Origin of the sequence: Curtobacterium sp. PhB191 (genome assembly GCF_004346515.1) — a bacterium.
Classification (GTDB): Bacteria; Actinomycetota; Actinomycetes; order Actinomycetales; family Microbacteriaceae; genus Curtobacterium.
Window position 1 is genome coordinate 541,662 of record NZ_SMBV01000001.1, and the last position, 24,407, is coordinate 566,068.

The following is a 24,407-nucleotide window of genomic DNA, read 5'->3' on the forward strand; positions in this document are numbered from 1 at the left end:
CGGACTCGGCCCGCGTGCACGTCGACCATCTCCAACTCACCGACTTCCGGAACTACCGGGAGGCGGACGTCGACCTCGCACGCGGGCCGAACCTGTTCGTCGGGCGGAACGGGCAGGGCAAGACCAACCTGGTCGAGGCGATCGGGTACCTGTCGACGCTCGGTTCTCACCGGGTCCCGACGGATGCAGCGCTCGTCCGCCAGGGTTGCGACGCCGCGATCGTCCGGGCCCGCCTGGCGCACGAGGACCGCAGCATCCTCGCCGAGGTGCAGATCAACCGCACGGGGGCGAACCGTGCGCAGGTGAACCGGTCGGCGATCAAGCCCCGTGAACTCCCGCGCTACTGCACCTCCGTCCTCTTCGCTCCCGAGGACCTCGCCCTGGTCCGTGGCGAACCGGCCGGTCGCCGACGCATGCTCGACGAACTGCTCGGCCAGATCGCGCCGCGGATGCAGGGGGTCCTGGCCGACTACGACCGCACGCTCCGCCAGCGGAACACCCTGCTCAAGTCGGCCCGTGCCACCGGCGCCAAGGCCAACGCGCTGTCGACGCTCGACGTCTGGGACGACCGCCTCGTCGGACTCGGTGCCGAGATCGTCGCCGCGCGCGACCACCTGACCCGCCGGCTCGCACCGTTCGTCGCCGAGGCGTACGCCACCGTCGCGGGCGAGGACCACGATGCCTCGATCGCCGGTGTGCTCTCGATCCGTGGCGGAGACCCGGAGGCCGCCGCCGCGACGGACCCGGTCCTCGGCACCCCCGACGAGCCGGTGAGCGTGACCGCCGCAGCCGAGGCGTTCGCGGCTGCCCTCGAGCGGCGTCGTCGTGACGAACTCGACCGCGGGTTGACCCTGGTCGGGCCGCACCGGGACGACGTCCTGTTCCAGCTCAACGGGTTACCTGCCCGCGGGTACGCCAGTCACGGGGAGTCCTGGTCGTTCGCGCTCGCGATCCAGCTGGCGAGCGCGTCGATCCTGCGGGCGGAGTCGAACCTCGGTGACCCGATCATCATCCTCGACGACGTGTTCGCCGAACTCGACGAATCCCGGCGCGAACGCCTCGGGAACGCCGTGGCCGACTACGAGCAGGTCCTCATCACGGCCGCGGTGTTCGGCGACGTCCCCTCGCAGCTGGCCGCGCACACGGTGCGGATCGAGGCGGGCACGATCGTGACCGACGCGACCCCGCCGGAAGCCGACGCCTGATGCCCCGCCCGTGGAAGCCGACCGAGCCGTCGCGGCTGTACCGGCACCTCCGTGCCGTCTTCGGTGACCCCTCGAAGCGCGGGGTCGACGCCCGCCGCCGTCGCTCCCGCGAGTTCGACGCCGACACCGTCCCGTACGGCCGTGGCCGCGAACCCCGTGGGCTCGGTGACGTGGTCGGATCCCTGGCCAACGAGCTCGGCTGGACCGAACCCCTGGCCCGCTCGGAGCTGTTCGTGGACTGGCCGAGCGTCGTCGGTGAGGAACTCGCGAAGCACTCCACGCCGGTCACCATCGACGACGGTGCGCTGGTCATCCGGTGTGACTCGACGGCCTGGGCGACGCAGCTCCGTCTCATGCGGGCCAGCGTCACGACGACCATCGCCGAGCGGCACCCGGAAGCCGGGGTCGAGTCGATCCGGGTTTCGGGGCCGGACGTCCCCACCTGGAAACGCGGCCCCAGGACGGTCCAGGGGCGCGGTCCTCGCGACACCTACGGTTGAGCCGACGAAATCATCCTGTGGTGCCAAAAAAGCCCGCCTGTGGGCCGGATGAGCCCTCGAAAGAGGGGCCTCTGCGGTAGACTGGGAGGTGCAGTGCGCGGGCGTTCCGCGCGCAGGCAGGAGCACGCTCGACATGGCATCAGAATCTGAAGACGACCCGCAGAACCCGCTCGACGCGGAGACCCCGCAGAGCGAACCGTCCTACGGAGCAGACCAGATTCAGGTGCTCGAGGGGCTCGAGGCGGTCCGCAAGCGTCCCGGTATGTACATCGGTTCGACGGGGCCCCGCGGTCTGCACCACCTGGTCCAGGAGATCGTCGACAACTCCGTCGACGAAGCCCTCGCCGGGTACTGCGACACCATCGACGTCACCATCCGTGAAGACGGCGGTGTCCGCGTGGTCGACAACGGCCGTGGCATCCCGGTCGGCATCCACGCGGCCGAAGGCGTCTCGACCGTCCAGGTCGTCCTGACCGTCCTGCACGCCGGCGGCAAGTTCGGCGGCGGCGCGTACGCGGTGTCCGGTGGTCTGCACGGTGTCGGTTCCTCCGTCGTGAACGCGCTGAGCTCCGAGCTCGACGTCGAGGTCCGACAGCAGGGCCACGTCTGGCGCCAGAGCTACACCGACGGCGTCCCGGTCGCACCGCTGACCAAGGACGAACCGTCCGACGAGCACGGCACCACGATCACCTTCTGGCCGAACGCCGAGATCTTCGAGACCGTCGTCTTCGACTACGAGACCCTGCGCACCCGGTTCCAGCAGATGGCCTTCCTCAACAAGGGCCTGCGGATCAACCTGCGCGACGAGCGCACCCCGGAAGAAGGGGAAGAGGCGCGGAACGACTCCTTCATGTACGAGCGCGGTCTCGCCGACTACGTCGAGTACATCAACGCGCAGAAGAAGGCCGACCTCGTCCACCCGGACGTCATCGGCTTCGAGTCCGAGGACACCGAGCGCAAGATCGCGCTCGAGGTCGCGATGCAGTGGAACACCTCGTACCAGGAGAGCGTCCACACCTTCGCGAACACGATCAACACGCACGAGGGCGGCACCCACGAAGAGGGCTTCCGCGCGGCGCTGACGTACCTGGTGAACAAGTACGCGCGCGAGACGAAGATCATCAAGGAGAAGGACGACAACCTGACGGGTGACGACATCCGTGAAGGGTTGACGGCCGTCATCTCCGTGAAGCTCGGCGAACCGCAGTTCGAGGGCCAGACGAAGACGAAGCTCGGCAACACCGAGGCGAAGGGCTTCGTGCAGCGCGTCGTCGGCGCCGAGCTCACGCACTGGTTCGAGAGCAACCCGACCCAGGCCCGCGACGTCGTCCGCAAGGCGATCCAGGCGTCGCAGGCGCGGCTCGCGGCCCGCAAGGCCCGCGAGACCACGCGTCGCAAGGGGCTGCTCGAGTCGGGTGGCATGCCCGGCAAACTGAAGGACTGCCAGTCGAAGGACCCGACCCTGTCGGAGATCTTCATGGTCGAGGGCGACTCCGCCGGCGGTTCCGCGGTGCAGGGCCGCAACCCGATGACCCAGGCGATCCTGCCCCTGCGCGGCAAGATCCTGAACGTCGAGAAGGCGCGGCTCGACCGCGCGCTCGCCAACCAGGAGATCCAGTCGATGATCACGGCGTTCGGCGCCGGCATCGGTGAGGACTTCGACCCGGACAAGGCCCGGTACCACAAGATCGTGCTGATGGCCGATGCCGACGTCGACGGCCAGCACATCACCACGCTGCTGCTGACCCTGCTGTTCCGCTACATGCGGCCGCTCATCGAGCGCGGTTACGTGTACCTCGCGCAGCCGCCGCTGTACCGCCTCAAGTGGTCGAACGCGGCGCACGAGTACGTGTTCAGCGACCGGGAGCGCGACGCCCTGATGCAGTCGGGCATCGCCGCCGGCAAGCGGATCCCAAAGGACAACGGCATCCAGCGCTACAAGGGCCTCGGCGAGATGGACTACAAGGAGCTCTGGGACACCACGATGAACCCGGACACCCGCACGCTCCTGCAGGTCACGCTCGAGGACGCCGCCGCGGTGGACAGCACCTTCTCGACGCTGATGGGTGAAGACGTCGACGCACGTCGCCAGTTCATCCAGCAGAACGCCAAGGACGTCCGCTTCTTGGACATCTGAACAGACTCGACATCTCGACCCTGGCCTGGAGGCGCGGTGCCAGCCGCGTGCTCTGGTCCGGACCACTTGTGGTCGCGTCCACCGCGACGAACGTCACCACGGCCTCCCGGCCGTCAGAAAGGTAACGCAAGCCAATGGCTGACGACAACGAGAACGCCCCCGACGAGCAGCCCGAGATCGTCCACGGCGACAGCGGGGACATCGTCGTCTCCGGTGACCGCATCTCGCAGGTCGACCTGCAGCTCGAGATGCAGCGTTCCTACCTCGACTACGCGATGTCGGTCATCGTCGGCCGTGCGCTGCCCGAGGTCCGTGACGGCCTGAAGCCGGTGCACCGCCGCGTGATCTACGCGATGTTCGACGGCGGCTACCGTCCGGACCGCGCGTTCTCGAAGTGCTCCCGCGTCGTCGGCGACGTCATGGGGCAGTTCCACCCGCACGGCGACTCGGCGATCTACGACGCGCTGGTCCGTCTGGTGCAGCCGTGGTCGCTGCGCTACCCGCTCGCACTCGGTCAGGGCAACTTCGGCTCGCCGGGCAACGACGGCGCAGCAGCCCCGCGGTACACCGAGACCAAGATGGCGCCGCTCGCCATGGAGATGGTCCGGGACATCGACGAGGACACCGTCGACTTCCAGGACAACTACGACGGTCGGACCCAGGAACCCGCGATCCTGCCGGCACGGTTCCCGAACCTGCTCGTCAACGGCTCGGTCGGCATCGCGGTCGGCATGGCGACGAACATCCCGCCGCACAACCTGCGCGAGGTGGCCGAGGGCGCGAAGTGGGCCCTCGACAACCCCGAGGCGACGCGCGAAGAGCTCCTCGCCGCGCTCATGCAGCGCATCAAGGGGCCGGACTTCCCGACCGGTGCGCAGATCCTGGGCACCAAGGGCATCCAGGACGCCTACCTCACCGGTCGTGGTTCGATCACGATGCGCGCCGTCGTCAACGTCGAGGAGATCCAGGGTCGCACCTGCCTCGTCGTCACCGAGCTGCCGTACCAGGTCAACCCGGACAACCTCGCGATCAAGATCGCCGACCTGGTCAAGGACGGCAAGCTCGCCGGCGTCGCGGACATCCGCGACGAGACCTCGGGTCGCACCGGCCAGCGCCTGGTGATCGTGCTCAAGCGCGACGCCGTGGCCAAGGTCGTGCTGAACAACCTGTACAAGCACACGCAGCTGCAGGAGAACTTCGGCGCGAACATGCTCGCGATCGTCGACAGTGTCCCGCGGACCCTGCCGCTCGACGGGTTCATCTCGGCGTGGGTCGCGCACCAGGTCGACGTCATCGTCCGCCGCACCCAGTTCCGCCTGCGCGAGGCCGAGAAGCGCGCGCACATCCTGCGCGGCTACCTCGCAGCGCTCGACGCCCTCGACGAGGTCATCGCGCTCATCCGTCGGTCGCCCGACGTCGAAGAGGCCCGCTCCGGCCTGATGGACCTGCTGTCCGTCGACGAGATCCAGGCGCGCGCGATCCTCGAGCTCCAGCTCCGTCGACTGGCCGCCCTCGAGCGCCAGAAGATCCACGACGAGGCCGAAGAACTCGAGCGCAAGATCGCCGACTTCCAGGACATCCTGGCGTCGGAGACCCGGCAGCGCACGATCATCCGCGACGAGCTCGAGGAGATCGTCGACCGCTTCGGCGACGACCGGCGCACCGAGATCATGCTCGGCTACGACGGCGACATGTCGATGGAAGACCTCATCCCCGAAGAGGAGATGGTCGTCACCATCACCCGCGGTGGGTACGTCAAGCGCACGCGCAGCGACCAGTACCGCTCGCAGCACCGCGGTGGCCGTGGTGTCCGTGGCGCCCAGCTCCGCGCGGACGACATCGTCGAGCACTTCTTCGTCACGACGACGCACCACTGGCTGCTGTTCCTCACCGACCAGGGCCGGGTCTACCGCGCCAAGGCGTACGAGCTGCAGGAAGCCGGCCGCGACGCCAAGGGCCAGCACGTGGCGAACCTGCTCGCGATGCAGCCGGACGAGCAGATCCAGCAGGTGCTCGACATCCGTGACTACGAGGTCGCGCAGTACCTCGTCCTCGCGACCGAGCACGGGCTGGTGAAGAAGACCGCGCTCACCGAGTACGACACCAACCGCACCGGTGGCATCATCGCGATCAACCTGCGCGACGGGGACAAGCTCCGCCAGGCGCTGCTCGTCGACGAGCACGACGACCTGCTGCTCGTCTCACGACAGGGCATGTCGCTCCGCTTCACCGCGACGAACGACACCCTGCGGCCGATGGGTCGGTCGACCTCCGGCGTGAAGGGCATGTCCTTCCGCGACGGCGACTCGCTCCTGGCCGCACGCGTGGTGGCGGACGACGGTTTCGTCTGGGTGATGACCGAGGGCGGGTACGCCAAGCGCACCGCCGTCGACCAGTACCGCATCCAGGGACGCGGTGGTCTCGGCATCAAGGTGGCGAAGTTGGCGACCGACCGAGGCGACCTTGTGGGTGCTCTCATCGTCGGTGAGGACGACGAAGTGCTCGTCGTGCTGCAATCGGGCAAGGTGGTAAGGTCTGCCGTGGCCGAGGTCCCTGCCAAGGGTCGCGACACCATGGGTGTCGTCTTCGCCAGGTTCGCGGCGAACGACAAGATCATCGCAGTGGCCCAGAACACCGAGCGGAACCTGGTCGACCAGGACGACGCCGAGATCGAGCCAGCGGGCCCGGTGGAGACGGTCAGCCCTTCCGAAGCGGCCCCGGACTCCACTGATCCCATCGACACCGAGCCCGTCGCGGACGAGGCCGGAGAGGACCAGTCAAGCAATGAGTAGTGTCGCCGAGAAGCTCCAGAAGAAGGCGAAGCGACCCGTCGGCACCCGCCAAGTGCGGCTGCGGTTGGTCTACGTCGACTTCTGGTCGATGGTGAAGCTCAGCTTCCTCATCGCCCTGGCCGGCAGCATCGTGATCGTGGTCGCCACGGCGCTGGTGTGGGTCATCCTCAACCAGACGGGCGTGTTCACGCAGGTGGACGCCTTGTTGAAGGACGTCACCGGTCAGAACAGTTACTCGATCATGGACCAGTTCTCACTGGGCCAGGTGCTCGGGTTCTCCATCGTCGTGGGCATCCTCAACGTGGTCGTCGGCACCGTGCTCGGCGCCATCGTGAGCGTCCTCTACAACCTCAGTGTCCGCATCACCGGCGGCTTGCTCGTCGGCTTCACGAACAACTGACACACCCGGGCCGGGTGAGCCGACCGCTCGATTTCGTTCTGCGAGATCCGTGGGGTAGGCTTTCATCCGGTCTGAGGGGCTATAGCTCAGGCGGTTAGAGCGCTTCGCTGATAACGAAGAGGTCCAAGGTTCAAGTCCTTGTAGCCCCACCAGTTCTTCGGAACACACGACAATTCCATCCCGCCGCCGATCACCTCGGTGGCACCCGGGGCCTTAGCTCAGTTGGTAGAGCGCCTGCTTTGCAAGCAGGATGTCGGGAGTTCGATTCTCCCAGGCTCCACTCCACTCCGGGATGACCCTGCTGCGGTCGTTCCTTCCTCCGCCGGATCGTTCCGCCGTGCTGGTCTCGTGCCTTCGGCACGGGCCGCTCCGCGATAGCCGTCTCTGTGCGACATCGTGCGTTCGTCGTCGTCGTCGTGCGTGCTGGGCTTGGGCGGGTGTTGGTGCCCCGAGGTCTCGCGGCGCCGAGGTTCCGAAATCACGGCATCTCGAGCGCTCCAGGGGACGGCCGTGGAACCTCGGCGGCTGGCGTGCGGCATGTCGCGGAACCTCGGCGTCGGCCGGCCGGCCGGCCAGCCAGTTGGTGCCTCGTCGCAGACCCGAGGCCGGGAACGACGAAGGGCCCCGGCGGCGTGCCGGGGCCCTTCGTACGAACCGTGGAGGTCAGGCGGCAGGCTTCTCCGCCGTGTCAGCGTCGTCGGCAACCCACAGGTCGTCGTCGGCGCGGAGCGTCTGGTACGCGGCGTACGCGGCACCAGCAACGGCGACGACGCCGACGATGATGAGTGCGACACCACCGAAGCCGATGCCCTTCTTCTGCTGTGACGGAACGTACTTCACAGCAGCCTTCTTGGCCTTCTTGCCCTTCTTCTGGGCGTTCTTCACGATCTTCTTGACCCGGGGGTCCTTCGCGAGGTCGGTGACGCTCAGCACGGAGCCAGCGGTCGACACCAGTCCGGGGATGACCTCGGACTGGAACTTGTGCGAAGCGTTCTGTGCTGCGGACGTCGCAGCGTGGACCCCGGTCGCGACCGCGGGACGGATCCCGTTGTCGATCGCGTTCTGCACACGAGGGGCGATGTCCTTGCGGGCTGCGTCGGCTGCGTTCGACCGGGCTTCCGCCAGGATCGCGTTCGCGTGCTCGAGGACCTTGCGCTGCTCTCCGAGGAGCGAGGCGGTCTGGCCCTTGAGCTTCTTGATCTGCTTCCGACGCTTGCGCGGGATCTCGATCGTCGTCATCTGGTACCTCCATCGGATCGGCGTGACCCCATCCTGCCACCAGAGTCCCTGACAGGTCACGGAGCCTCACCTGTGGGTCCGGTCCGTACGCAGCCGGTACATGCGAGAATCGGAACATGTCTCTGCACACCGCTGTCGCAACGATCCACACCAACAAGGGCGACATCCGCGTCAACCTGTTCGGCAACCACGCACCGAAGACCGTCAAGAACTTCGTCGACCTCGCCACGGGCAAGCAGGAGTGGACCCACCCGGGTACGGGCAAGGTCTCCACCGACAAGCTCTACGACGGCGTCGTCTTCCACCGCATCATCAAGGACTTCATGATCCAGGGCGGCGACCCGCTCGGCCAGGGCATCGGCGGTCCGGGCTACCGCTTCGACGACGAGATCTCCCCCGAGCTCACGTTCCAGAACCCCTACATCTTCGCCATGGCCAACGCCGGCATCCAGGGCGGGCGTGGCACCAACGGCTCGCAGTTCTTCATCACCACGGTGGCGACGCCGTGGCTGCAGGGCAAGCACACCATCTTCGGTGAGGTCGCCGACGACGAGTCGCGTGCCGTGGTCGACGCCATCGAGGGTGTCCCCACCGACGGCCGTGACAAGCCCGTCGAGGACGTGGTCATCCAGAGCATCGACGTCGAAGGCGTCTGATCCACACGTGACCGACCAGGCGTACAACCCGAACAACACCTGCTACCGGCATCCGGACCGGCAGAGCTTCGTGCTCTGCCAGCGCTGTGGGCGGACGATCTGCCCGGAGTGCCAGACGCCGGCGGCAGTCGGGGTGCACTGCCCGGAGTGCGTGCGTGAACAGCGCGCACAGTTCGCAGCGAACCGTCGCGCGTCCGGAGCCCCCAGCGGGCTGACGGTCGCGCGACGGCGCTTCGCGATGCTCGACCAGAAGGCGACGGTCGTCATCGTGGCGATCACGGTCGCCATCTGGCTGCTGGACCAGGTGAGTGGTCGGTTCTTCACCGGCCTGCTCGCCTACAACTCGTTCTTGCTGCCCACGGAGCCGTGGCGGGTCGTGACCGTGCTCTTCGTCCACTCGGGCATCCTCCACATCGTGTTCAACATGTGGGCGTTGTGGATCTTCGGCCGGATGCTCGAGAACATGCTCGGTGCCTGGCGATTCGTGGCGCTGTACTTCATCACGGGGGTCTTCGGTTCGATGCTCGTCACGTTCCTCGCTCCCGGTACCTGGGTGGTCGGGGCGTCCGGTGCGATCTTCGGGCTCTTCGCGGCGTTCTTCGTGCTGCAGCGGAGCCTCGGGCAGAACGCAGTGCAGCTCCTCGTGATCATGGGCCTCAACCTGGTCGTCGGGTTCCTCCCGGGGACGAACATCTCGTGGCAGGCGCACGTCGGTGGCATCATCGGCGGCTTCCTGGTGGGTTTCGTGTTCGCCAAGACCCGGAACATCCGGCAGCGGCCCCTGCAGATCGGCCTGCTCGTCGCCACCGCCTTGGTGGGCATCGTCCTCACCGCAGTCGGGTACGCGGTCACCATCGGCTGACCCGACCCGGACACACGTCCACCGAACGCCCCGTCGCATCAGCGGCGGGGCGTTCGTCGTTCCGAGACATCCGTGCGCCCAGCCCGTCGTGCGGTCACTCTCCCGCGGAAGCGACAGTCTGTCGCCGACCTTTCGGCGACATCTGACGCTTTCGCAGGCGGAACGGCGCAGCCAGCCGCGCATTCGTCGCTCCCGCGACTGGACGGCGGACGGGAGGCACGGTGCCAGGCCGCCACGGGTCTCCAGTCCGCCGTCCACAAGGCGTCCGCAGAGTTATCCACAGGTGTGGAGAAACCGGTGAGTTACACGCGTGTGATTATCCCCATTGTGGACTCAGCTGTGGATAACTCCGGGGTCGGGGTGTGGATGACGATGTGGAGAGTGTGTAGAAGTGTGGAGAACCGCCCGGATCCTCGATGATCCGGGGATCAGCGGCAGCAAGTCCTGTGGAGAACGACAACGCCCGCCGCACCAAGTGGTGCGACGGGCGTCGGAGTGTCTCGAGGCTGCGGATCAGCGCCAGCGGGTGGTCATGAGGAAGCCGATGAACATGATGCCGAAGCCGACCAGGATGTTCCACGAGCCGAGGCTCGGCACCGGCAGGGTCGCGTTCGAGATGTAGAAGACGATCACCCAGACGAGGCCGATGAGCATGAAGCCGAACATGACCGGCTTGAACCACACCGGGTTCGGGGCGTCCCCCGCGGTGTCGACCGAGTCGGCTCGGGTCCTCCGGGCGGGCTTGGTGCGGTCCTTGTCACTGGCCATGGCCGGTATCCTACCGTGACCACGTGTGTGGATCGGCCCGCAGACCGCTGCACACATCCCCCACGAGTACGGTGAACCGCCATGACCAGGATCCTCGTCGTCGACAACTACGACAGCTTCGTCTACACGCTGAACGGGTACGTCCAGCAGCTCGGAGCCGAGACGGACGTGGTGCGCAACGACGCCTTCCCCGAGTCGGAGATCGCGGACCGCATCGCCGACTACGACGGCATCCTGCTGTCGCCCGGCCCAGGCACCCCGGCCGACGCCGGCGTCTCGATCCCCACGGTGCACGCGGCGATCGCGTCCGGCACCCCCCTGCTCGGGGTCTGCCTCGGCCACCAGGCGATCGCAGAAGCCCTCGGCGCCACGGTCACGCACGCCGACGAACTCATGCACGGCAAGACCTCGCAGGTCGACCACGACGACAGCACGCTCTTCGCGGGCGTTCCGCACCCGTTCACGGCGACGCGATACCACTCCCTCGCAATCGTCGACGGCACGGTGCCCGACGAGCTCACCGTCACGGCCCGGACCGGCGGCGGCGTCATCATGGGAGTCCAGCACCGCGCCCACCCGCTGTACGGGGTGCAGTTCCACCCCGAGTCGGTCCTGACCGAGGGTGGCTACCGCATGGTCGGCAACTGGCTCGAGACCACCGGTCTCTCCGGGGCTGCCGAGCGCGCCGACGGGCTCGGCCCGCTCATCGCGACGCACCGCGGCTGACTCGTCAGAGCGCACTCGACGGCGTCGCGTGTCGACGTGCTTGGAGCAGTGGACGCGACGACCTGGCGGGCCCGCGGACGCGTGGCGGGGGTGCGCCGGGCCTCCTGGCCGTCAGCGTGCCGACGGGAGGCCCGTCACCGGTCCGTCAGGCCACACGCGTGTGCGTGTGGTCGGCGCGACGGCCGCGGTGGCGTCGTTCCTGATCGGGACGGTCAGCGACCGTCGCCGTTGTCGCCGCCGGTGTCCCCATTGTCTCCACCGGTGTCCCCGTTGTCGCCCTTGTCGTTCCCGTTGTCGGACGACGGGGCGTGGGTCGGCTGGCTCGACGCGGCGCAGTAGGTCAGGGCGACGGCACTGCCCTGGGCGACATCGCCCTGCGGGGTGTCCTGCTGCGTCACGAGGCCACCCGTGCACGAGTACGACGGCGACGGCGTCACGGTGAGACCGAGCTGCTCGAGCGACGCCTTCGCCTCGGAGAACTGCTGGTTCGTGACGTTCGGCAGCTGCACCTTGCCGTTGGACACCGTGAGGTTGATCACGATGCCCTTGGTGTGGAGCGAACCGGACTCGGGGTCGGAACTCATCACGGTGCCCTCTGGCACGTCGGACGAGTAGTCGGAACTGATCGCGCCGACGCGGAAGCCGGCATCGTCCAGTGCCTGCTGTGCCGCTGCCTGGGACTGCCCGTTCAGCTCGGGGACCGGGACCCGCTCGGGGCCGAGGGAGACGACCACGTTCACGCTGGACTTCCGGCCCACGTTGATGCCGGAGCCCGGGTCGGTGCGGATGACCGTGCCCTTGTCGACCGAGTCGGAGTTCTCCTCGACCTTGACGGCCGTCAGGTCCTTCTTCTCGAGGGCGGTGGACGCGGCACTGAAGGTCGACCCGGTGACGTTCGGCACGCTCACGGACGACGACACCGGTGGCTTGCCCGGCTGCAGGTTCGCGACGAAGAACACGACCCCGACGATGACCGCGACCGTCAGCAGGATGCCGACCCAGATCCACGCCACCGGCGGACGGTTCTGCGTGCGCTGCGGGCGGTGCTCAGCGGTGTCGTCGTCGAGCTCGCGGAACGCCGCGGCGGGGTTCGACGTGGTGCGCGGGTCGACCCCGAACAGCACCGTCGAGGCGTCGTTCGCCGCGTTCTGCTGGATCTTCTTGGTGGATGCCGGGACTCGGCCCGCAGCGGCCTGCTGCAGGTCCGAGCGGAACTCGGCGGCGTTCTGGAAGCGGCGCGTGCGGTCCTTGACCAGGGCGTGCAGGGTCACGGCATCGAGTGCCGGGGACACCTCTGGTGTGATCGACGACGGGGCGACGGGCTGCTCGCTGACGTGCTGGTAGGCCACCGCCACCGGGGTGTCACCGAGGAAGGGCGCGCGGCCGGTGAGCAGCTCGAACAGCACGACACCGGTGGAGTAGATGTCCGTACGGGCGTCGACGGTCTCGCCACGGGCCTGCTCCGGCGAGAAGTACGACGCAGTGCCGAGGATCGACGTGGTCTGCGCGACCGTGGCGGAGGTGTCGGTGATGGCTCGGGCGATGCCGAAGTCCATGACCTTGACCTGGCCGCTGTGCGTGACCATGACGTTGGCGGGCTTGATGTCGCGGTGCACGACGCCGGCGCGGTGGGAGTACTCGAGCGCGGTGAGGATGCCCTCGGTGATGCGGACGGCCTCGGCCGGAGCGACGGCGCCCTCGGCGATGATGTCGGAGAGCGGGCGGCCCTCGACGTACTCCATCACGATGAAGGGGACCTGCACCTCGGCGCCCGAGGTCTCGGTCACGGTCTCTTCGCCGGCGTCGTACACGCGGACGACCGTGGGGTGCGCCATACGTGCGGCGGCCTGGGCTTCCTGCCGGAACCGGGTGCGGAACGCCGGGTCGTTGGCCAGGCTCGGCTTCAGGAGCTTCACCGCGACCTTGCGACCGAGACGGGTGTCGTTGCCGAGGTGCACGGTTGCCATGCCGCCTCGGCCGATGACATCACCGATCTCGTAACGGTTGGCGAGGAGGGTGATCCCCGCGGTCACACCTTCTGGCACGTACTCCTCCGTCTGTCCGTCCGGGCTAGTGTACGGCAGCACCACCTGGTGAGACGCTGGTCAGGGAGGGGTCGACCGAACCGTTACCGAACGGTGTCGACAGTCCCCGTCCGGGGGTCGTTCAGTTGCCGTCCATCGGGGCGTCGGTCGGGTCGATGCCGTCGTTCGGGTCGGTCGTGGGCTCCTCGGTGGGCTCGGTCCAGGTGACCTGCGCAGCCTCCGAGGAGTTCGACACCGCTGACCCACCGCCGACGGACGAGCACGCAACCGTGTACGTGAACGTGGTCGGCGCGCCGGGTGTGGCGGCGGCGATCGTCACAGCCGTTCCGGTCGTCGACCCTTCGCTGCTGCCGTTCGAGACCACCGTCCCGTTCGTCACCGTGTACGCGTACGTCGTCTTACTGGTGTACCCAGTGGGGCACTTCTCGTACGTGGGCCAGGTAAAGGTCACACGCCCTGACTCGGACACCGCTCCGGGCGTCGCAGCAGCGGGTGCATCTGGCGTCGGGATGGCCTTGTACGCCTTGATTGAGATTGTCGTCCCAGGCTCGAGACTTCCCTCGGGTGTGAGGGATTGAACGGTCCCGACGAGATCCTCGGAAGGCGCGTTGTCACCGTCCGTGACGTTGACGGTAAAGCCTTGAGCTCGAAGCTGATTGGCGACGTCCTGGGCGTCCTGGCCGTTGTAATCCGAGGCGTTGACCGTGATTCGGGTGTCGACCGGCGTCTGGGACGGGGTCTCCGACGGGGTCTGCGACGGACGCGAGGTCTTCGAGGCGGACTTCGACGGGCTCGGGTCGGGGTCAGCCGGGTTGTTCAGGGCGTACACACCGAAGCCACCCGCGATGGCGAGCACCACGACGATGCCGACGACCCACCAGATCCAGGCGCGCTTCTTCTTCGGTTCCTCGGGCTCGTCCGTCGCCGGGGAGCGCGGTCCGACGGGTCCACCGGCACCGCCGGCGGCTGCACCGGACTGGGTGCCGAGCAGCGCGGTGGCAGCGTCGCTGCCCTGACCCTGCGGCGGGTTGAACGCGACGGTGCCGCCCTGTGCGATGGCGGGGACGGCGACGGTGGCCGCTGCGACGTCACCACGGCGGAGCGCCTGTGCGGCGCGCGCCAGGTTGGCGGCGGTGGCGGGACGATCGGCGGGCTTCTTCGCGATGCACGAGATCACGAGGGCGGCGACGGGCTCGGGGATGTCCCCGGGCAACGCCGGCGGCTGCTCGTTGATGTGCGCCATCGCGATCGCGACCTGCGACTCGCCCGTGAAGGGACGACGACCCGCCAGGGCTTCGTACGCGACGATGCCGAGCGAGTAGATGTCGGTCGACGGCGACGCCGGGTGTCCGCTCGCCTGCTCGGGCGAGAGGTACTGCACGGTGCCCATGACCTGGCCGGTCGCGGTGAGCGGGACCTGGTCGGCGATGCGTGCGATGCCGAAGTCGGTGATCTTGACGCGGCCGTCCGGCGTGATGAGCAGGTTGCCGGGCTTGATGTCGCGGTGCACGAGACCGACCGCGTGCGCGGCCTGCAGGGCGTTCGCGGTCTGCGCGACGATGTCCAGGACCTTGTCGACCGGCAGCGTGTGCTCGCGCTCGATCATGGTCGAGAGCGCTTCGCCGGGGACGAGCTCCATCACGAGGTAGGCGCTGCCGTCCTCTTCGCCGTAGTCGAAGACGTTGGCGATGCCCTCGTGGTTGACGAGCGCAGCGTGGCGGGCCTCGGCGCGGAAGCGCTCGAGGAACCCGGGGTCGCCGAGGTACTCGTCCTTGAGGATCTTGAGTGCGACGGTTCGGCCGATGACGAGGTCGGTGGCCTGCCACACCTCTCCCATGCCGCCGATGGCGACCCGGGACGAGAGCTGGTACCGCCCACCGAAGGTGAGTCCGCTGGTGGGTCTCATTTGTTCAGCACCGCCTCCATGACTTTCTTCGCGACCGGGGCCGCGACTGTGTTGCCGACTCCCGACTGGCCGAGCCCGCCGCCGTCTCCGACGACGACCGCCACGGCGACCTCCGGGTCCTTCGCGGGCGCGAACCCGGTGAACCAGAGGGTGTAGGGATCGCCTGTTCCGCCCTCGGCCGTGCCCGTCTTCCCTGCGACGTCGACACCGTCGATCTTGGCATTCGTTCCGGTCCCGGCGTTCACGACGCTCTGCATGGCCTCGGTGAGGTCAGCGGACTCGGAGGAGGACAGCGGATCACTGTACTGCCTCGGGGAGAAGGACTCGACCGTCTTCAGGTCGCTCGTGGTGATCGAGTCGACGAGCGAGGGCTGCATGACCTTGCCACCGTTCGCGATACCAGCCGACACCATGGCCATCTGCAGCGGGGACACCCGGACGCTCGCCTGGCCGAACGCGCTGAGCATGAGCTGCGCGGTGGAGTCGACCTCGGGGTACTGGCTGGCGGTCGCGGACATCGGGACCTCGATGGCGTCACCGAAGCCGTACTTGTCGGCCATGCTCTTGATCGCGTCGTACCCGAGCTTCTGTCCGAGCTCGGCGAACGGGATGTTGCACGAGTACTGGATGGCCGTGCGGAGCTTGACCTTGTCGCCGCCGCCGCACGTGCCACCCTCGGCGTTGTTGATGTACGAGCTCGTACCGGGGAGCTGCAGGCGCGACGGGTTCGGGAACGTCGAGTCGAGGTTGTACTTGCCGCCCTCGAGCGCCGCCGATGCCACGACGAGCTTGAAGACGGATCCGGGCGTGTAGAGGTCGCCGCCGATGGCGCGGTTCTGCAGCGGGGACGACGAGGCGCCGAGCAGGGCGTCGTACTGCTCCTTGACCTTCGCGGTGTCGTGCGAGGTGAGGGTGTTCGGGTCGTAGCTCGGCTTCGAGACCATCGCGAGGATCTTGCCGGTCTTCGGCTGGATGGCCACGACGGCGCCGCTGTTCGTGCCGAGGGCGTCGTACGCGGCCTGCTGCACGGCGGGGTCGATCGTCAGGTTGACGTTGTCGCCCTGGACGTCCTGGCCGGTGAGGATCGAGTTGAGGTTCTGGAAGAACGAGGCGTCGGAGTTGCCGGAGAGCACGGTGTTCTCCGCGCTCTCGATGCCGGTGTTGCCCTGGCCGATGGTGAAGTACCCGGTGACCGCCGAGTACAGGTCGCCGTTCGTGTACTTGCGCTGGTACTCGTACTGGTCGTCCACGGGGGTCGACTCGGCGATCGGGCTGCCGTCGACGAGGATCGCACCGCGCTTGGTCGAGTAACTGTCCAAGATGGTGCGTGAGTTGCGGGAGTCGGCGCGGAGCGTGTCCGCCGAGAAGAACTGGATCGAGGTCGTCGACACGAAGAGTGCGACGAACATGAGCACGATGACGGTCGAGACACCGCGGAGCTGTCGGTTCATCGACGACGCTCCTTCCTGGTCGCGCGCGCGGACCGCCCGCTCGCGGCGGGGATCGCACCCTGCTGGACGCGTTGTTCGGCTGGGATGGAATCGGTGAGTCGCAGCAGCATCGCGGCGATGATCCAGTTGGCGATGAGCGAGGAACCACCCGCGGCCATGAACGGCGTGGTGAGGCCGGTCACCGGGATCACGCGGGTGATGCCACCGACGACGACGAACACCTGCAGGGCGATCACGAAGCCGAAGCCGACGCCGAGCAGCTTGCCGAAGTCGTCCTGCGCCATGAACCCGACGCGGATGCCGCGCGAGGCCAGCACGATGAAGAGCGCCAGGATCGCGAAGACACCGATCAGGCCGAGCTCCTCGCCGAGTGAGGCGATGATGTAGTCCGCGTTGGCGACGGGCGTGATGTACGGGCGCCCCTGGCCGAGGCCGGTGCCCGTGATGCCGCCGTTCGCGAAGCCGAACAGTCCCTGCACCAGCTGGTAGCTCGCCTGGGTGTCGCGGCTGAAGACCTCTTGGTTGAACGGGTCGAGCCACTGCTCGAAGCGGCCGTGCACGTACTCGAGGGCGCTCTGCGCGACGAGGGCACCACCGACGAACAGCGCCAGACCGATGACGACCCAGCTGATCCGCGCGGTCGCGACGTAGATCATCACGAGGAACAAGCCGAAGTACAGCAGCGCCGTGCCGAGGTCGCGCTGGAAGACGAGGACCGCCATCGCGGCGCCCCACATCACCAGGATCGGGCCGAGGTCGCGGGCACGCGGGAACGTCATGCCGAGGAACTTCTTGCCGACGATCGACAGCGAGTCGCGCGCGGTGACGAGGTACCCGGCGAAGAACAGCGCCATGGTGATCTTCGCGAGCTCGCCCGGCTGGAACGAGAACGGTCCGATCTTGATCCAGACCCGTGCACCACCGATGTTCTGACCGATGCCGGGCAGGATCGGCAGCAGCAGCAGCGCGATCGTCAGGAACATGAAGATGTAGCGGTAGCGCTGCAGGAACCGGTGGTTCCGGACCAGCAGCAGCGTGATGATCGCCAGGACCATCGCGAGCATCGTCCAGACGATCTGCTTCACACCGATGGCGTCCCAGCCGGTCAGGCCGTTGTGGACGTCGATGCGGTAGATCTCCGCGATGCCGATGCCGTTCAGGACGAGTGCGATCGGCAGGACGAACGGGTCGGCGTTCTTGGCGACGACCCGCAGCACGACGTGCATCACGAGCCCGAGCCCGAGGATGCCCCCGCCGACCCACAGCACCGAGGTGTCGAACAGTCGCCCCTTGGTGCCGAGCTGCACGAGCACCATCGCGCCGGCGCAGATGCCGCAGGCGATGACGAGCAGCACGAGCTCGAGGTTCCGAGCACGTGCGGGTTCACGGAGCTTGATCGTGATCGCCTGCGTGAACGACTGGGCGGTGGCGTTGCTCATCGCGAGCCCCGGGTCGGGGACGGGGAGGGCGTCGACGACCGGGTCGGTGACGGCGAGGGTGACGAGGTGGATCCGCCGTCACCGCCGGTACCGGCTTGGTCCTGCCCGGTCTCGGCAGCCTTCCGCAGTCGGTCGACGATGTCCCGCGCGTCGTCGAGCGACTGCGCGTTGATCGTCGAGCGGACGTTCTCGCGGGTGTAGTCCGGCAGCATCGACACGGTGATGTCGGTGTCCTCGTAGACGTCCGACAGCGCCAGTGGTCCGATCGACTGCTGGACGCCCTTGTAGATCGCGACCGTCCCGCGGTCGGTGCCGACGTAGTAGTGGTCCTGGGTGATCCGCCAGCCGAGGAACACGGCCCCGACCAGGGCAGCGACCGCCACCACGAGCGCGACCGTCCACGAGACCCGACGTCGGATGCGGCGTCGGCGGTCCTCGGCGATGAGCTCCGCGAAGAACTGGTCGGACTCGGGCTCGAAGTGCGAGTCCTCTGGCGCGGTGGTGACCTTGAGCGGGTGCAGCAGGATCGTGGGGAGGCGGATCGGCTTGCGACCGGTCGACGCCTCGAAGGTCAGGGGAGCGGCCGCGGACCCGACGGTGGTGGCCGCGTCGTCGTCGTCGTCGACCTCGTCCGCGGTGACGTCCATGACGACGACGGTGACGTTGTCGGGGGCGCCGTGGTCGAGGGTCTCCTTGACCAGACGCTGCGTGACCTGGTTGGCGTCCATGTTCGACGCCAGGGCGTGCCGGATGCGCTCTTCGGCCAGGTACGACGACAGGCCGTCGGAGCACAGCAGCCAGCGGTCGCCCGGCTGGATGTCCATGATCGCGGTGTCGACCTCGGGTGCCGCATCGACGTCGCCGAGCACCCGCATGAGCACCGAGCGACGGGGGTGGACCGCGGCTTCCTCCGGGGTGATCCGGCCGCTGTCGACCAGGCGCTGCACGAAGGTGTGGTCCGACGTGATCTGCTGCAGCTCGCCGTCGCGGTGGCGGTAGATGCGCGAGTCACCGATGTGCGCGATCGCGATCTGCTCGCCGACCCGGATCATCGCGGACACCGTGGTGCCCATGCCGGTCAGTTCCTGGTGCTCGAAGACCGTCTCGGTGATGAGCTGGTTCGCCGCGATCAGGGCCGACTGCAGCGCGAACTCGGCGTCGTGGGCCGAGGGGAACTCGCGGTCCACCTCCCTGATGCGCCGGATCGCGATCGCCGAGGCGACGTCGCCGCCGGCGTGCCCACCCATGCCGTCCGCGACCGCGAACAGGTGCGCCCCGGCGTAGCCGGAGTCCTGGTTGTTCGCGCGGATGCGGCCCACGTGGGACACAGCGGCGCTCAACGTGCGAGCGGTCATGCCGGGTTACCGCCGCAGCTCGAACGTCGTCGTCCCGATCGTGATCGGCGTGCGCTCCGCGACGATCAGGGGAGCGCTCACCTTCTGACCGTTGACGAAGGTGCCGTTCGTGGACTCGAGGTCGGTGAGGAGCCAGCCGTCGGCGCGCAGGTCGAGCCGGGCGTGGTTGGTCGAGGTGTAGTCGTCGCGGATCACGACGTTGGACTCGCTGGAGCGGCCGATCGTGATCGGCCCGCCGCCGAGTGGCATCTCCATGCCCTCACGCGCGCCCTCGGTGATCACGAGGCGCACCGCTGCCGGCGAGGGCGACTGCGTCGCCGCCGTGGGTTGCCCGATGAGGTCGGTGAACGCGCCGCCCGAGGCCGCTGCCGGCGCCGCCGCTGCGGGGATCGTCGGGGTCGTCGGGCCGGAGGGAGCCGACTTGGAATCCGTGGGGATCGTGCGCACGCGCTGGCCGAAGAGATCACTGCGCAGGGCGAAGACGATCACGAAGACGAACAGCCAGAGCACCGCGAGGAACGCGAAGCGCAGGACGAGCAGGGTCAGGCCTGTGGTCATCGAGCACCTCCGTCGTTCTCCGGGATCACCCGGAACACCATACGGGTACGACCGATCTCGATGGTGGAGTCCGGCTCCACGATCGCCTGTTGGAAGTGCTGTCCGTTCAGCTTCGAGCCGTTCGTCGAGCCCAGATCCGTGGCCTGGGCGTGCTTGCCGTCCCACAGGACCTCCACGTGCTTCCGGCTCGTCCCGGTGTCCGCGATGGTGATGTCGGCGTCACTGCCACGGCCGATCACGGTGCGTCCGCGCTGCAGGCGGTGGCGCTGCGAGCCGATGTCGAGCACGGCGATCCAGGCGACATCGCGCTGCACCGTGGTGGAGTCGATCTGCAGGATGCCGGTCGACAGGGTGCCGTCCTGCTGCAGCCGGATGGTGACCGGTCCGGAGAACGAGTAGTTCTGCGCGACGGCGTGCTGGTGGGCCATCTGCGTGAGTTCGTCGATGAGCGGACGACCGACGTCGTTCATGCGCGTGAAGTCCGGCGGTGCGAGGCGCACGGTGAACTCGTTCGGCACGAGGATGCGCTCTCGCGACACCACGGCGGCCTTCGTGTCGAGCTCACGGCGCAGGGCGCTGGAGATCTCGACCGGCTGCACACCGGAGCGGAAGGTCTTCGCGAACGCGCCGTTCACGGCGCGCTCCAGCCCTCGCTCGAAGTTGTCCAGCAGGCCCATGTGTCTCCAGAGTCGTCGGTCGTCAACCACTGCATGGTAGTGGTTGGCGCAGGGGGCAGTCTGTGCGTGGTAGTGTTTTGGGGCTGGCGCGAGTGGCGGAATTGGTAGACGCGCACGGTTCAGGTCCGTGTGCTGGAAACGGCGTGGGGGTTCAAGTCCCCCCTCGCGCACCAGGCGAAACAGCGAAAGGCCCCGGAGGAATCCGGGGCCTTTCGTGTTCCCCCAGGACGTACCGGGGCGGCCGTCGCCGGTGGGCGGATCAGGTCCGATCGGCGTCCGTCGCGTGGTCGGGATCCGGCCAGGAGGCGCGGCTCGACCCCGACACGCCGGGTCCGGAGATCCCGTGGTCGGTTCTTCCCGCATCGCTCGGTGCGAAGAACGGGCGCGCGCTGGGCAGGAAGAGGAGGACCGCGGCGACGACCGACAGCGCGATCGTCAGGAGTCCAAGTTCGCCGCTCGCGAGGCTGAGCACCGCACGGGCCGCGGCGACGACGACCAGCACGATGCGTGCAACCCGCGACCCGGCGGCCGTGCGGACGACCGCCCACCCGACGAGTCCCCAGACCACGATGGCGACGAGCACCGTCAGGACCGTGCCGATGGCGTTGCCGCCCGTTCCCGCCACGAACTGCAGGACGGTCGCCACCAGGCAGACCGCGACCCAGACGAGCCAGAGCACGAACGACACGGTGACGACCTGCGGTCGGTCCGGGCGACGGGTGAACGGTGTCCTGGTCATGGCTGCACGGTACCGGGCGGGCAGGTCGTGCGAGCAGCCGCCCCGCTAGCGTGACCAGGTGACCGATGATCGTGCAGCAGCCCCTCGTCCCGGTGTCGACGTCCCCGATGCCCGTGGGCGGACCGGACTCGACGCCGTCGGCCGTGACCTCGACCGCAACCCCGACGTCGTCGTGCGGGACGTCGAGGTCGTGTCGGACGGCTGGCACGTGCTCCGTCGCACCACGCTCGACGTCCGGCGCCGGGACGGCCGGTGGGACCGGCAGCAGCGGGAGACCTACGACCGCGGGAACGGCGCCACGGTGCTGCCGTACGACGCCGAGCGCCGTACCGTCCTGCTCACGCGGCAGTTCCGGTGGCCGGCGTACGTGAACGGGCACCCGGACGGCATGCTCATCGAGGCGGCGGCGGGGCTGCTCGACGAGGACGACCCGGAGACCGCCGTCCGCCGCGAGGCCGCCGAGGAGCTCGGCATCCGGCTGGGCGCCCTGGTGCGCGTCGGCGACGTCTTCATGAGCCCCGGTTCGGTCACCGAGCGTGTCCACTTCTACGTCGGTGCCTACACACCGGCGGACCGGGTCGAGGCGGGCGGCGGGGTCGAGGACGAGGGCGAGGACATCGAGGTGCTCGAGCTGGCACTCGACGAGGCCCTCGCGATGGTGGAGGACGGCCGGATCGCCGACGGCAAGACGATCATGCTGCTGCAGTGGGTGGCACTGCGGTCAGCGGCACCGCGGCGGGTGTCACCCCGACAGGGCTGACTCGTCCAGGCCCACCGCTCGGGCGATCGTCGTGCGGACCAGGCCTTCGCGGGTCGGTCGGTCGAGGTAGTCGACCAGGGCGTACCCGTTGGTGGCGTCGACGAGCGCGAAGAGCAGGCGTCCCACGCCGTCCGGGTCGTCGGTCCGCAACACGCCCGCACGCACCCCGTCGACGACGACCGTGGTCGCGAGGAGCTGCCAGTCGTCCATGACGTCCCGTGCCGCGGTCGCCAGTGCCGCGTTCGTGCGGCCGATGCTCCACGCGTCGGCCCAGAGGGTGGCGACGTCGTCGCGCGCGGGATCGGCGATGCAGCCGAGCAGGGTGCGGAGGCCGGAGACGGGGTCGGGCGCAGCGCCGACGATCGCGCGGACCTCGGCGACCTCGGCTGCCGCGACGGTGCGGAACGTCTCGCCGACCAGGTCCTCCATGCTCGGGCGGTAGTGGGCGACGAGCGACGGCGCGACCCCGATCACGGCGGCGACCCCGCGGAGCGTCACCGCCGCGAGGCCCTCGGCGCGCGCCAGGTCGACCGCGGCCGCCGCGATCTGGGATCCGCGTTCGGCCGGGCTGAGGCGCCGGCGGGCCGGTGTCGACGGCATCGTCCCACCGTATCCGCGGGTCACGCGCCCTCGACGACGAAGGCCGCCCACAGGTCGGCACGGGTCGCGAAGACGGAGAGGTCGCGGTCCAGGAGTCGGCCGGCGTGCTCGACCCGGGAGCGTGCGGTGTGGCGGTGGATGCCGAGCACCTGGGCGGCGCGGTCGTACTCGCAGTTCTGCTCGAGCCAGGCGCGGACGGTGCGGGTGAGCTCGGTGCCCGCCGACCGGTCGTGTTCGAGCAGGGGAGCGAGGAACGCGCGGGCGACGGCGCCGGCGTCGACGTCCACGTGGGCCAGGTGTGCGAGGACGCCTTCCCGGGCGAGGTCGCCGAACTCGGTGGTGCCCGGTCGTCCTTCGCGCCGACGGTCCAGGGCCTGCACGGCCTCGGTGCGAGCGCGGCCGAACGACCGGTACGCGGCACCGTCCGACAGGCCGGCCCGGAGGTCGAAGCGCCCGACCAGTTCCTCGACGATCGCGGTGTCGTCGGCGCTCACGCACAGGAAGAGGGCGTCGTCGACGGCGAAGAAGAGCTGTCCGGGCCGGTCCTGCACCCACAGTTCGAGCAGGTCGACGACGGTGTCGAGGTCGTGGTCGTCGACGTCGAGGGCCGCGATCCGGACTGGTTCGGCGGGCAGGGGACCCCACACCTCGCGCGACGTCGACTGGACCACCTCCGGATCGCCGACCGAGAGCATGGTGAGCAGGCCGGTGCGCAGGAGCCCGCGAGCCCGGGCCAGCTCACGGTTCTGCTGCAGCGCGAGTCCGGCGAGGGCGATGACGGACGTCACCACCTCACGACCGGCGCGGTCGAGCGCACCGCCGTTCGCGATCGCGAGCACGCCGCTCAGGTGGCCCCCGCTGCCGAGGGTCTGCAGCGTGAACCCGGTGTGGTGCTCGGTCGTCACCGGCAGGCTCGCCCGCTGTCCCGCGCGCAGCAGGCGCAGTGCCTCGGTCCGGAGCAGCTCGAGGTCCTGCGCGGGCACGCCGTCCGCCGGGTGCCCACGGTCCAGGCGCCCCGACACGTCGAAGAGCCCGACCCAGCCGTCGAGCTGCCCGGAGAGCTCGGCGATCGTCGCCCCGAGCCCGTCCGGGCGCATCGCCGCGAGCGAGATCGCCCGCTGTGCGGCGAGGGCCCAGGCGTTCCGGGCGTTCGCGTCGCGGGCGACCGCTTCGGCGTTCGCCTGCGCGACCGCGATGAACGAGGTCTCGTAGGGCACCTCGAACAAGGGGAGTCCGTGCTGCGAGCAGGCGGCGACGAGGGCGTCCGGGGTGCCGGCGCGGACGACCTCGGTGCCGAACCCGAGTGCGACGACGCCCCGCTCGACGAGTCGGCGGACGTAGGGGCCGGCGACGTCCTCCGGGACCTCGGCCTCGGCGCCGAACTGGGTGCCCGTGGTCAGCAGTCCCTGCCCGTCGGCCAGGAACGGTGTCGGGTCCTCGAGGTCGGAGCTGTGCAGCCACGACAGCGGGGCGTCGAGGGCGCCCGTGTCCGCGTCGGTCAGCGGGCGGAGGCGGAGGTCGGCACGGTGCAACAGGGAACGCAGCGTCGCGGGCATGGGAGCACTTTATCCACCGGGGCGATCGGACCGGTG

Annotated in this window: 21 protein-coding genes and 3 tRNA genes; 12 read left to right on the forward strand and 12 right to left on the reverse strand. The window is 68.7% G+C overall.

The window, feature by feature from the left end; all coding sequences use genetic code 11:
- The first annotated feature begins 14 nt into the window (after nt 1–14).
- The 7 genes from recF (at nt 15) to EDF48_RS02720 (ending at nt 7,314) form a co-directional block, all read left to right on the forward strand.
- Nucleotides 15–1,205 carry a DNA replication/repair protein RecF gene (gene recF, locus EDF48_RS02690; protein WP_131877933.1) on the forward strand — a complete coding sequence of 397 codons (1,191 nt, stop codon included), beginning with the start codon at nt 15–17 and terminating at the stop codon, nt 1,203–1,205.
- A complete protein-coding gene (locus tag EDF48_RS02695; RefSeq protein WP_111083686.1) occupies nt 1,205–1,705 on the forward strand; it encodes a DciA family protein in 501 nt (166 codons plus the stop codon). Before recF ends, EDF48_RS02695 begins: the two co-directional genes overlap by 1 nt.
- Before the next feature lie 133 nt (nt 1,706–1,838).
- Entirely contained in the window at nt 1,839–3,842 is a 2,004-nt protein-coding gene (gyrB, locus tag EDF48_RS02700; protein ID WP_123292937.1) for a DNA topoisomerase (ATP-hydrolyzing) subunit B, read from the forward strand.
- A 134-nt stretch (nt 3,843–3,976) separates the two neighbouring features.
- A complete protein-coding gene (gyrA, locus tag EDF48_RS02705; RefSeq protein ID WP_243698016.1) occupies nt 3,977–6,634 on the forward strand; it encodes a DNA gyrase subunit A in 2,658 nt (885 codons plus the stop codon).
- The gene (locus EDF48_RS02710) at nt 6,627–7,034 is read left to right on the forward strand and encodes a DUF3566 domain-containing protein (protein ID WP_027466922.1); all 408 of its coding nucleotides are present in this window, start codon (nt 6,627–6,629) and stop codon (nt 7,032–7,034) included. Before gyrA ends, EDF48_RS02710 begins: the two co-directional genes overlap by 8 nt.
- Before the next feature lie 75 nt (nt 7,035–7,109).
- Nucleotides 7,110–7,186 (forward strand) — tRNA-Ile (locus EDF48_RS02715).
- 55 nt (nt 7,187–7,241) lie between these two features.
- A tRNA-Ala gene (locus tag EDF48_RS02720) sits at nt 7,242–7,314 on the forward strand.
- Between the two features lie 383 nt (nt 7,315–7,697).
- On the opposite strand, the gene EDF48_RS02725 is transcribed toward EDF48_RS02720, so the two are convergent.
- Nucleotides 7,698–8,273, reverse strand: coding sequence for a hypothetical protein (locus EDF48_RS02725; RefSeq protein ID WP_111083687.1), 576 nt, complete (start codon nt 8,271–8,273; stop codon nt 7,698–7,700).
- Between the two features lie 116 nt (nt 8,274–8,389).
- On the opposite strand from EDF48_RS02725, the gene EDF48_RS02730 reads away from it, so the two are divergent.
- Nucleotides 8,390–8,929, forward strand: coding sequence for a peptidylprolyl isomerase (locus EDF48_RS02730; protein ID WP_111083688.1), 540 nt, complete (start codon nt 8,390–8,392; stop codon nt 8,927–8,929).
- A gap of 7 nt (nt 8,930–8,936) precedes the next feature.
- The gene (locus EDF48_RS02735) at nt 8,937–9,791 is read left to right on the forward strand and encodes a rhomboid family intramembrane serine protease (protein ID WP_131877935.1); all 855 of its coding nucleotides are present in this window, start codon (nt 8,937–8,939) and stop codon (nt 9,789–9,791) included.
- Nucleotides 9,792–10,304: 513 nt separating this feature from the next.
- Here the strand turns inward: EDF48_RS02735 and EDF48_RS02740 are convergent.
- Nucleotides 10,305–10,559 (reverse strand): cell division protein CrgA, encoded by a 255-nt coding sequence (locus tag EDF48_RS02740; protein WP_123292935.1) that lies wholly within the window; start codon nt 10,557–10,559, stop codon nt 10,305–10,307.
- A gap of 81 nt (nt 10,560–10,640) precedes the next feature.
- Between EDF48_RS02740 and EDF48_RS02745 the strand changes: the two genes are divergently transcribed.
- On the forward strand, nt 10,641–11,285 hold the full coding sequence (locus EDF48_RS02745; RefSeq protein ID WP_131877937.1) for a gamma-glutamyl-gamma-aminobutyrate hydrolase family protein: 645 nt from the start codon (nt 10,641–10,643) through the stop codon (nt 11,283–11,285).
- A gap of 212 nt (nt 11,286–11,497) precedes the next feature.
- Here EDF48_RS02745 and pknB read toward each other — a convergent pair whose 3' ends face one another.
- The 7 genes from pknB to EDF48_RS02780 form a co-directional block, all read right to left on the reverse strand.
- Nucleotides 11,498–13,318 carry a Stk1 family PASTA domain-containing Ser/Thr kinase gene (gene pknB, locus EDF48_RS02750; RefSeq protein WP_131845192.1) on the reverse strand — a complete coding sequence of 607 codons (1,821 nt, stop codon included), beginning with the start codon at nt 13,316–13,318 and terminating at the stop codon, nt 11,498–11,500.
- Nucleotides 13,319–13,451: 133 nt separating this feature from the next.
- On the reverse strand, nt 13,452–15,236 hold the full coding sequence (locus tag EDF48_RS02755) for a serine/threonine-protein kinase (RefSeq protein ID WP_131877939.1): 1,785 nt from the start codon (nt 15,234–15,236) through the stop codon (nt 13,452–13,454).
- Nucleotides 15,233–16,687, reverse strand: a complete 1,455-nt coding sequence (locus EDF48_RS02760; protein WP_111083694.1) for a penicillin-binding protein 2 — start codon at nt 16,685–16,687, stop codon at nt 15,233–15,235. The genes EDF48_RS02755 and EDF48_RS02760 overlap by 4 nt, the downstream gene beginning before the upstream one ends.
- Nucleotides 16,684–18,126 (reverse strand): FtsW/RodA/SpoVE family cell cycle protein, encoded by a 1,443-nt coding sequence (locus tag EDF48_RS02765; RefSeq protein ID WP_123339315.1) that lies wholly within the window; start codon nt 18,124–18,126, stop codon nt 16,684–16,686. The genes EDF48_RS02760 and EDF48_RS02765 overlap by 4 nt, the downstream gene beginning before the upstream one ends.
- A complete protein-coding gene (locus tag EDF48_RS02770; protein WP_111083696.1) occupies nt 18,123–19,481 on the reverse strand; it encodes a Stp1/IreP family PP2C-type Ser/Thr phosphatase in 1,359 nt (452 codons plus the stop codon). The genes EDF48_RS02765 and EDF48_RS02770 overlap by 4 nt, the downstream gene beginning before the upstream one ends.
- Before the next feature lie 6 nt (nt 19,482–19,487).
- The gene (locus EDF48_RS02775) at nt 19,488–20,039 is read right to left on the reverse strand and encodes an FHA domain-containing protein (protein WP_111083697.1); all 552 of its coding nucleotides are present in this window, start codon (nt 20,037–20,039) and stop codon (nt 19,488–19,490) included.
- On the reverse strand, nt 20,036–20,716 hold the full coding sequence (locus EDF48_RS02780; RefSeq protein WP_123292929.1) for a DUF3662 and FHA domain-containing protein: 681 nt from the start codon (nt 20,714–20,716) through the stop codon (nt 20,036–20,038). Before EDF48_RS02780 ends, EDF48_RS02775 begins: the two co-directional genes overlap by 4 nt.
- Before the next feature lie 86 nt (nt 20,717–20,802).
- On the opposite strand from EDF48_RS02780, the gene EDF48_RS02785 reads away from it, so the two are divergent.
- Nucleotides 20,803–20,889, forward strand: a tRNA-Leu gene (locus EDF48_RS02785).
- A gap of 86 nt (nt 20,890–20,975) precedes the next feature.
- On the opposite strand, the gene EDF48_RS02790 is transcribed toward EDF48_RS02785, so the two are convergent.
- On the reverse strand, nt 20,976–21,455 hold the full coding sequence (locus EDF48_RS02790; RefSeq protein WP_131877941.1) for a hypothetical protein: 480 nt from the start codon (nt 21,453–21,455) through the stop codon (nt 20,976–20,978).
- A 58-nt stretch (nt 21,456–21,513) separates the two neighbouring features.
- Here EDF48_RS02790 and EDF48_RS02795 point away from each other — a divergent pair, with 58 nt between their 5' ends.
- On the forward strand, nt 21,514–22,215 hold the full coding sequence (locus tag EDF48_RS02795; protein WP_131877943.1) for an NUDIX domain-containing protein: 702 nt from the start codon (nt 21,514–21,516) through the stop codon (nt 22,213–22,215).
- On the opposite strand, the gene EDF48_RS02800 is transcribed toward EDF48_RS02795, so the two are convergent.
- Nucleotides 22,198–22,815 (reverse strand): TetR family transcriptional regulator, encoded by a 618-nt coding sequence (locus EDF48_RS02800; protein WP_131877945.1) that lies wholly within the window; start codon nt 22,813–22,815, stop codon nt 22,198–22,200. The two genes, EDF48_RS02795 and EDF48_RS02800, sit on opposite strands and share 18 nt — an antisense overlap.
- A 20-nt stretch (nt 22,816–22,835) precedes the next feature.
- Complete coding sequence (locus tag EDF48_RS02805; RefSeq protein ID WP_131877947.1) at nt 22,836–24,371, reverse strand: PucR family transcriptional regulator; 1,536 nt, start codon at nt 24,369–24,371, stop codon at nt 22,836–22,838.
- Nucleotides 24,372–24,407: the final 36 nt, after the last annotated feature.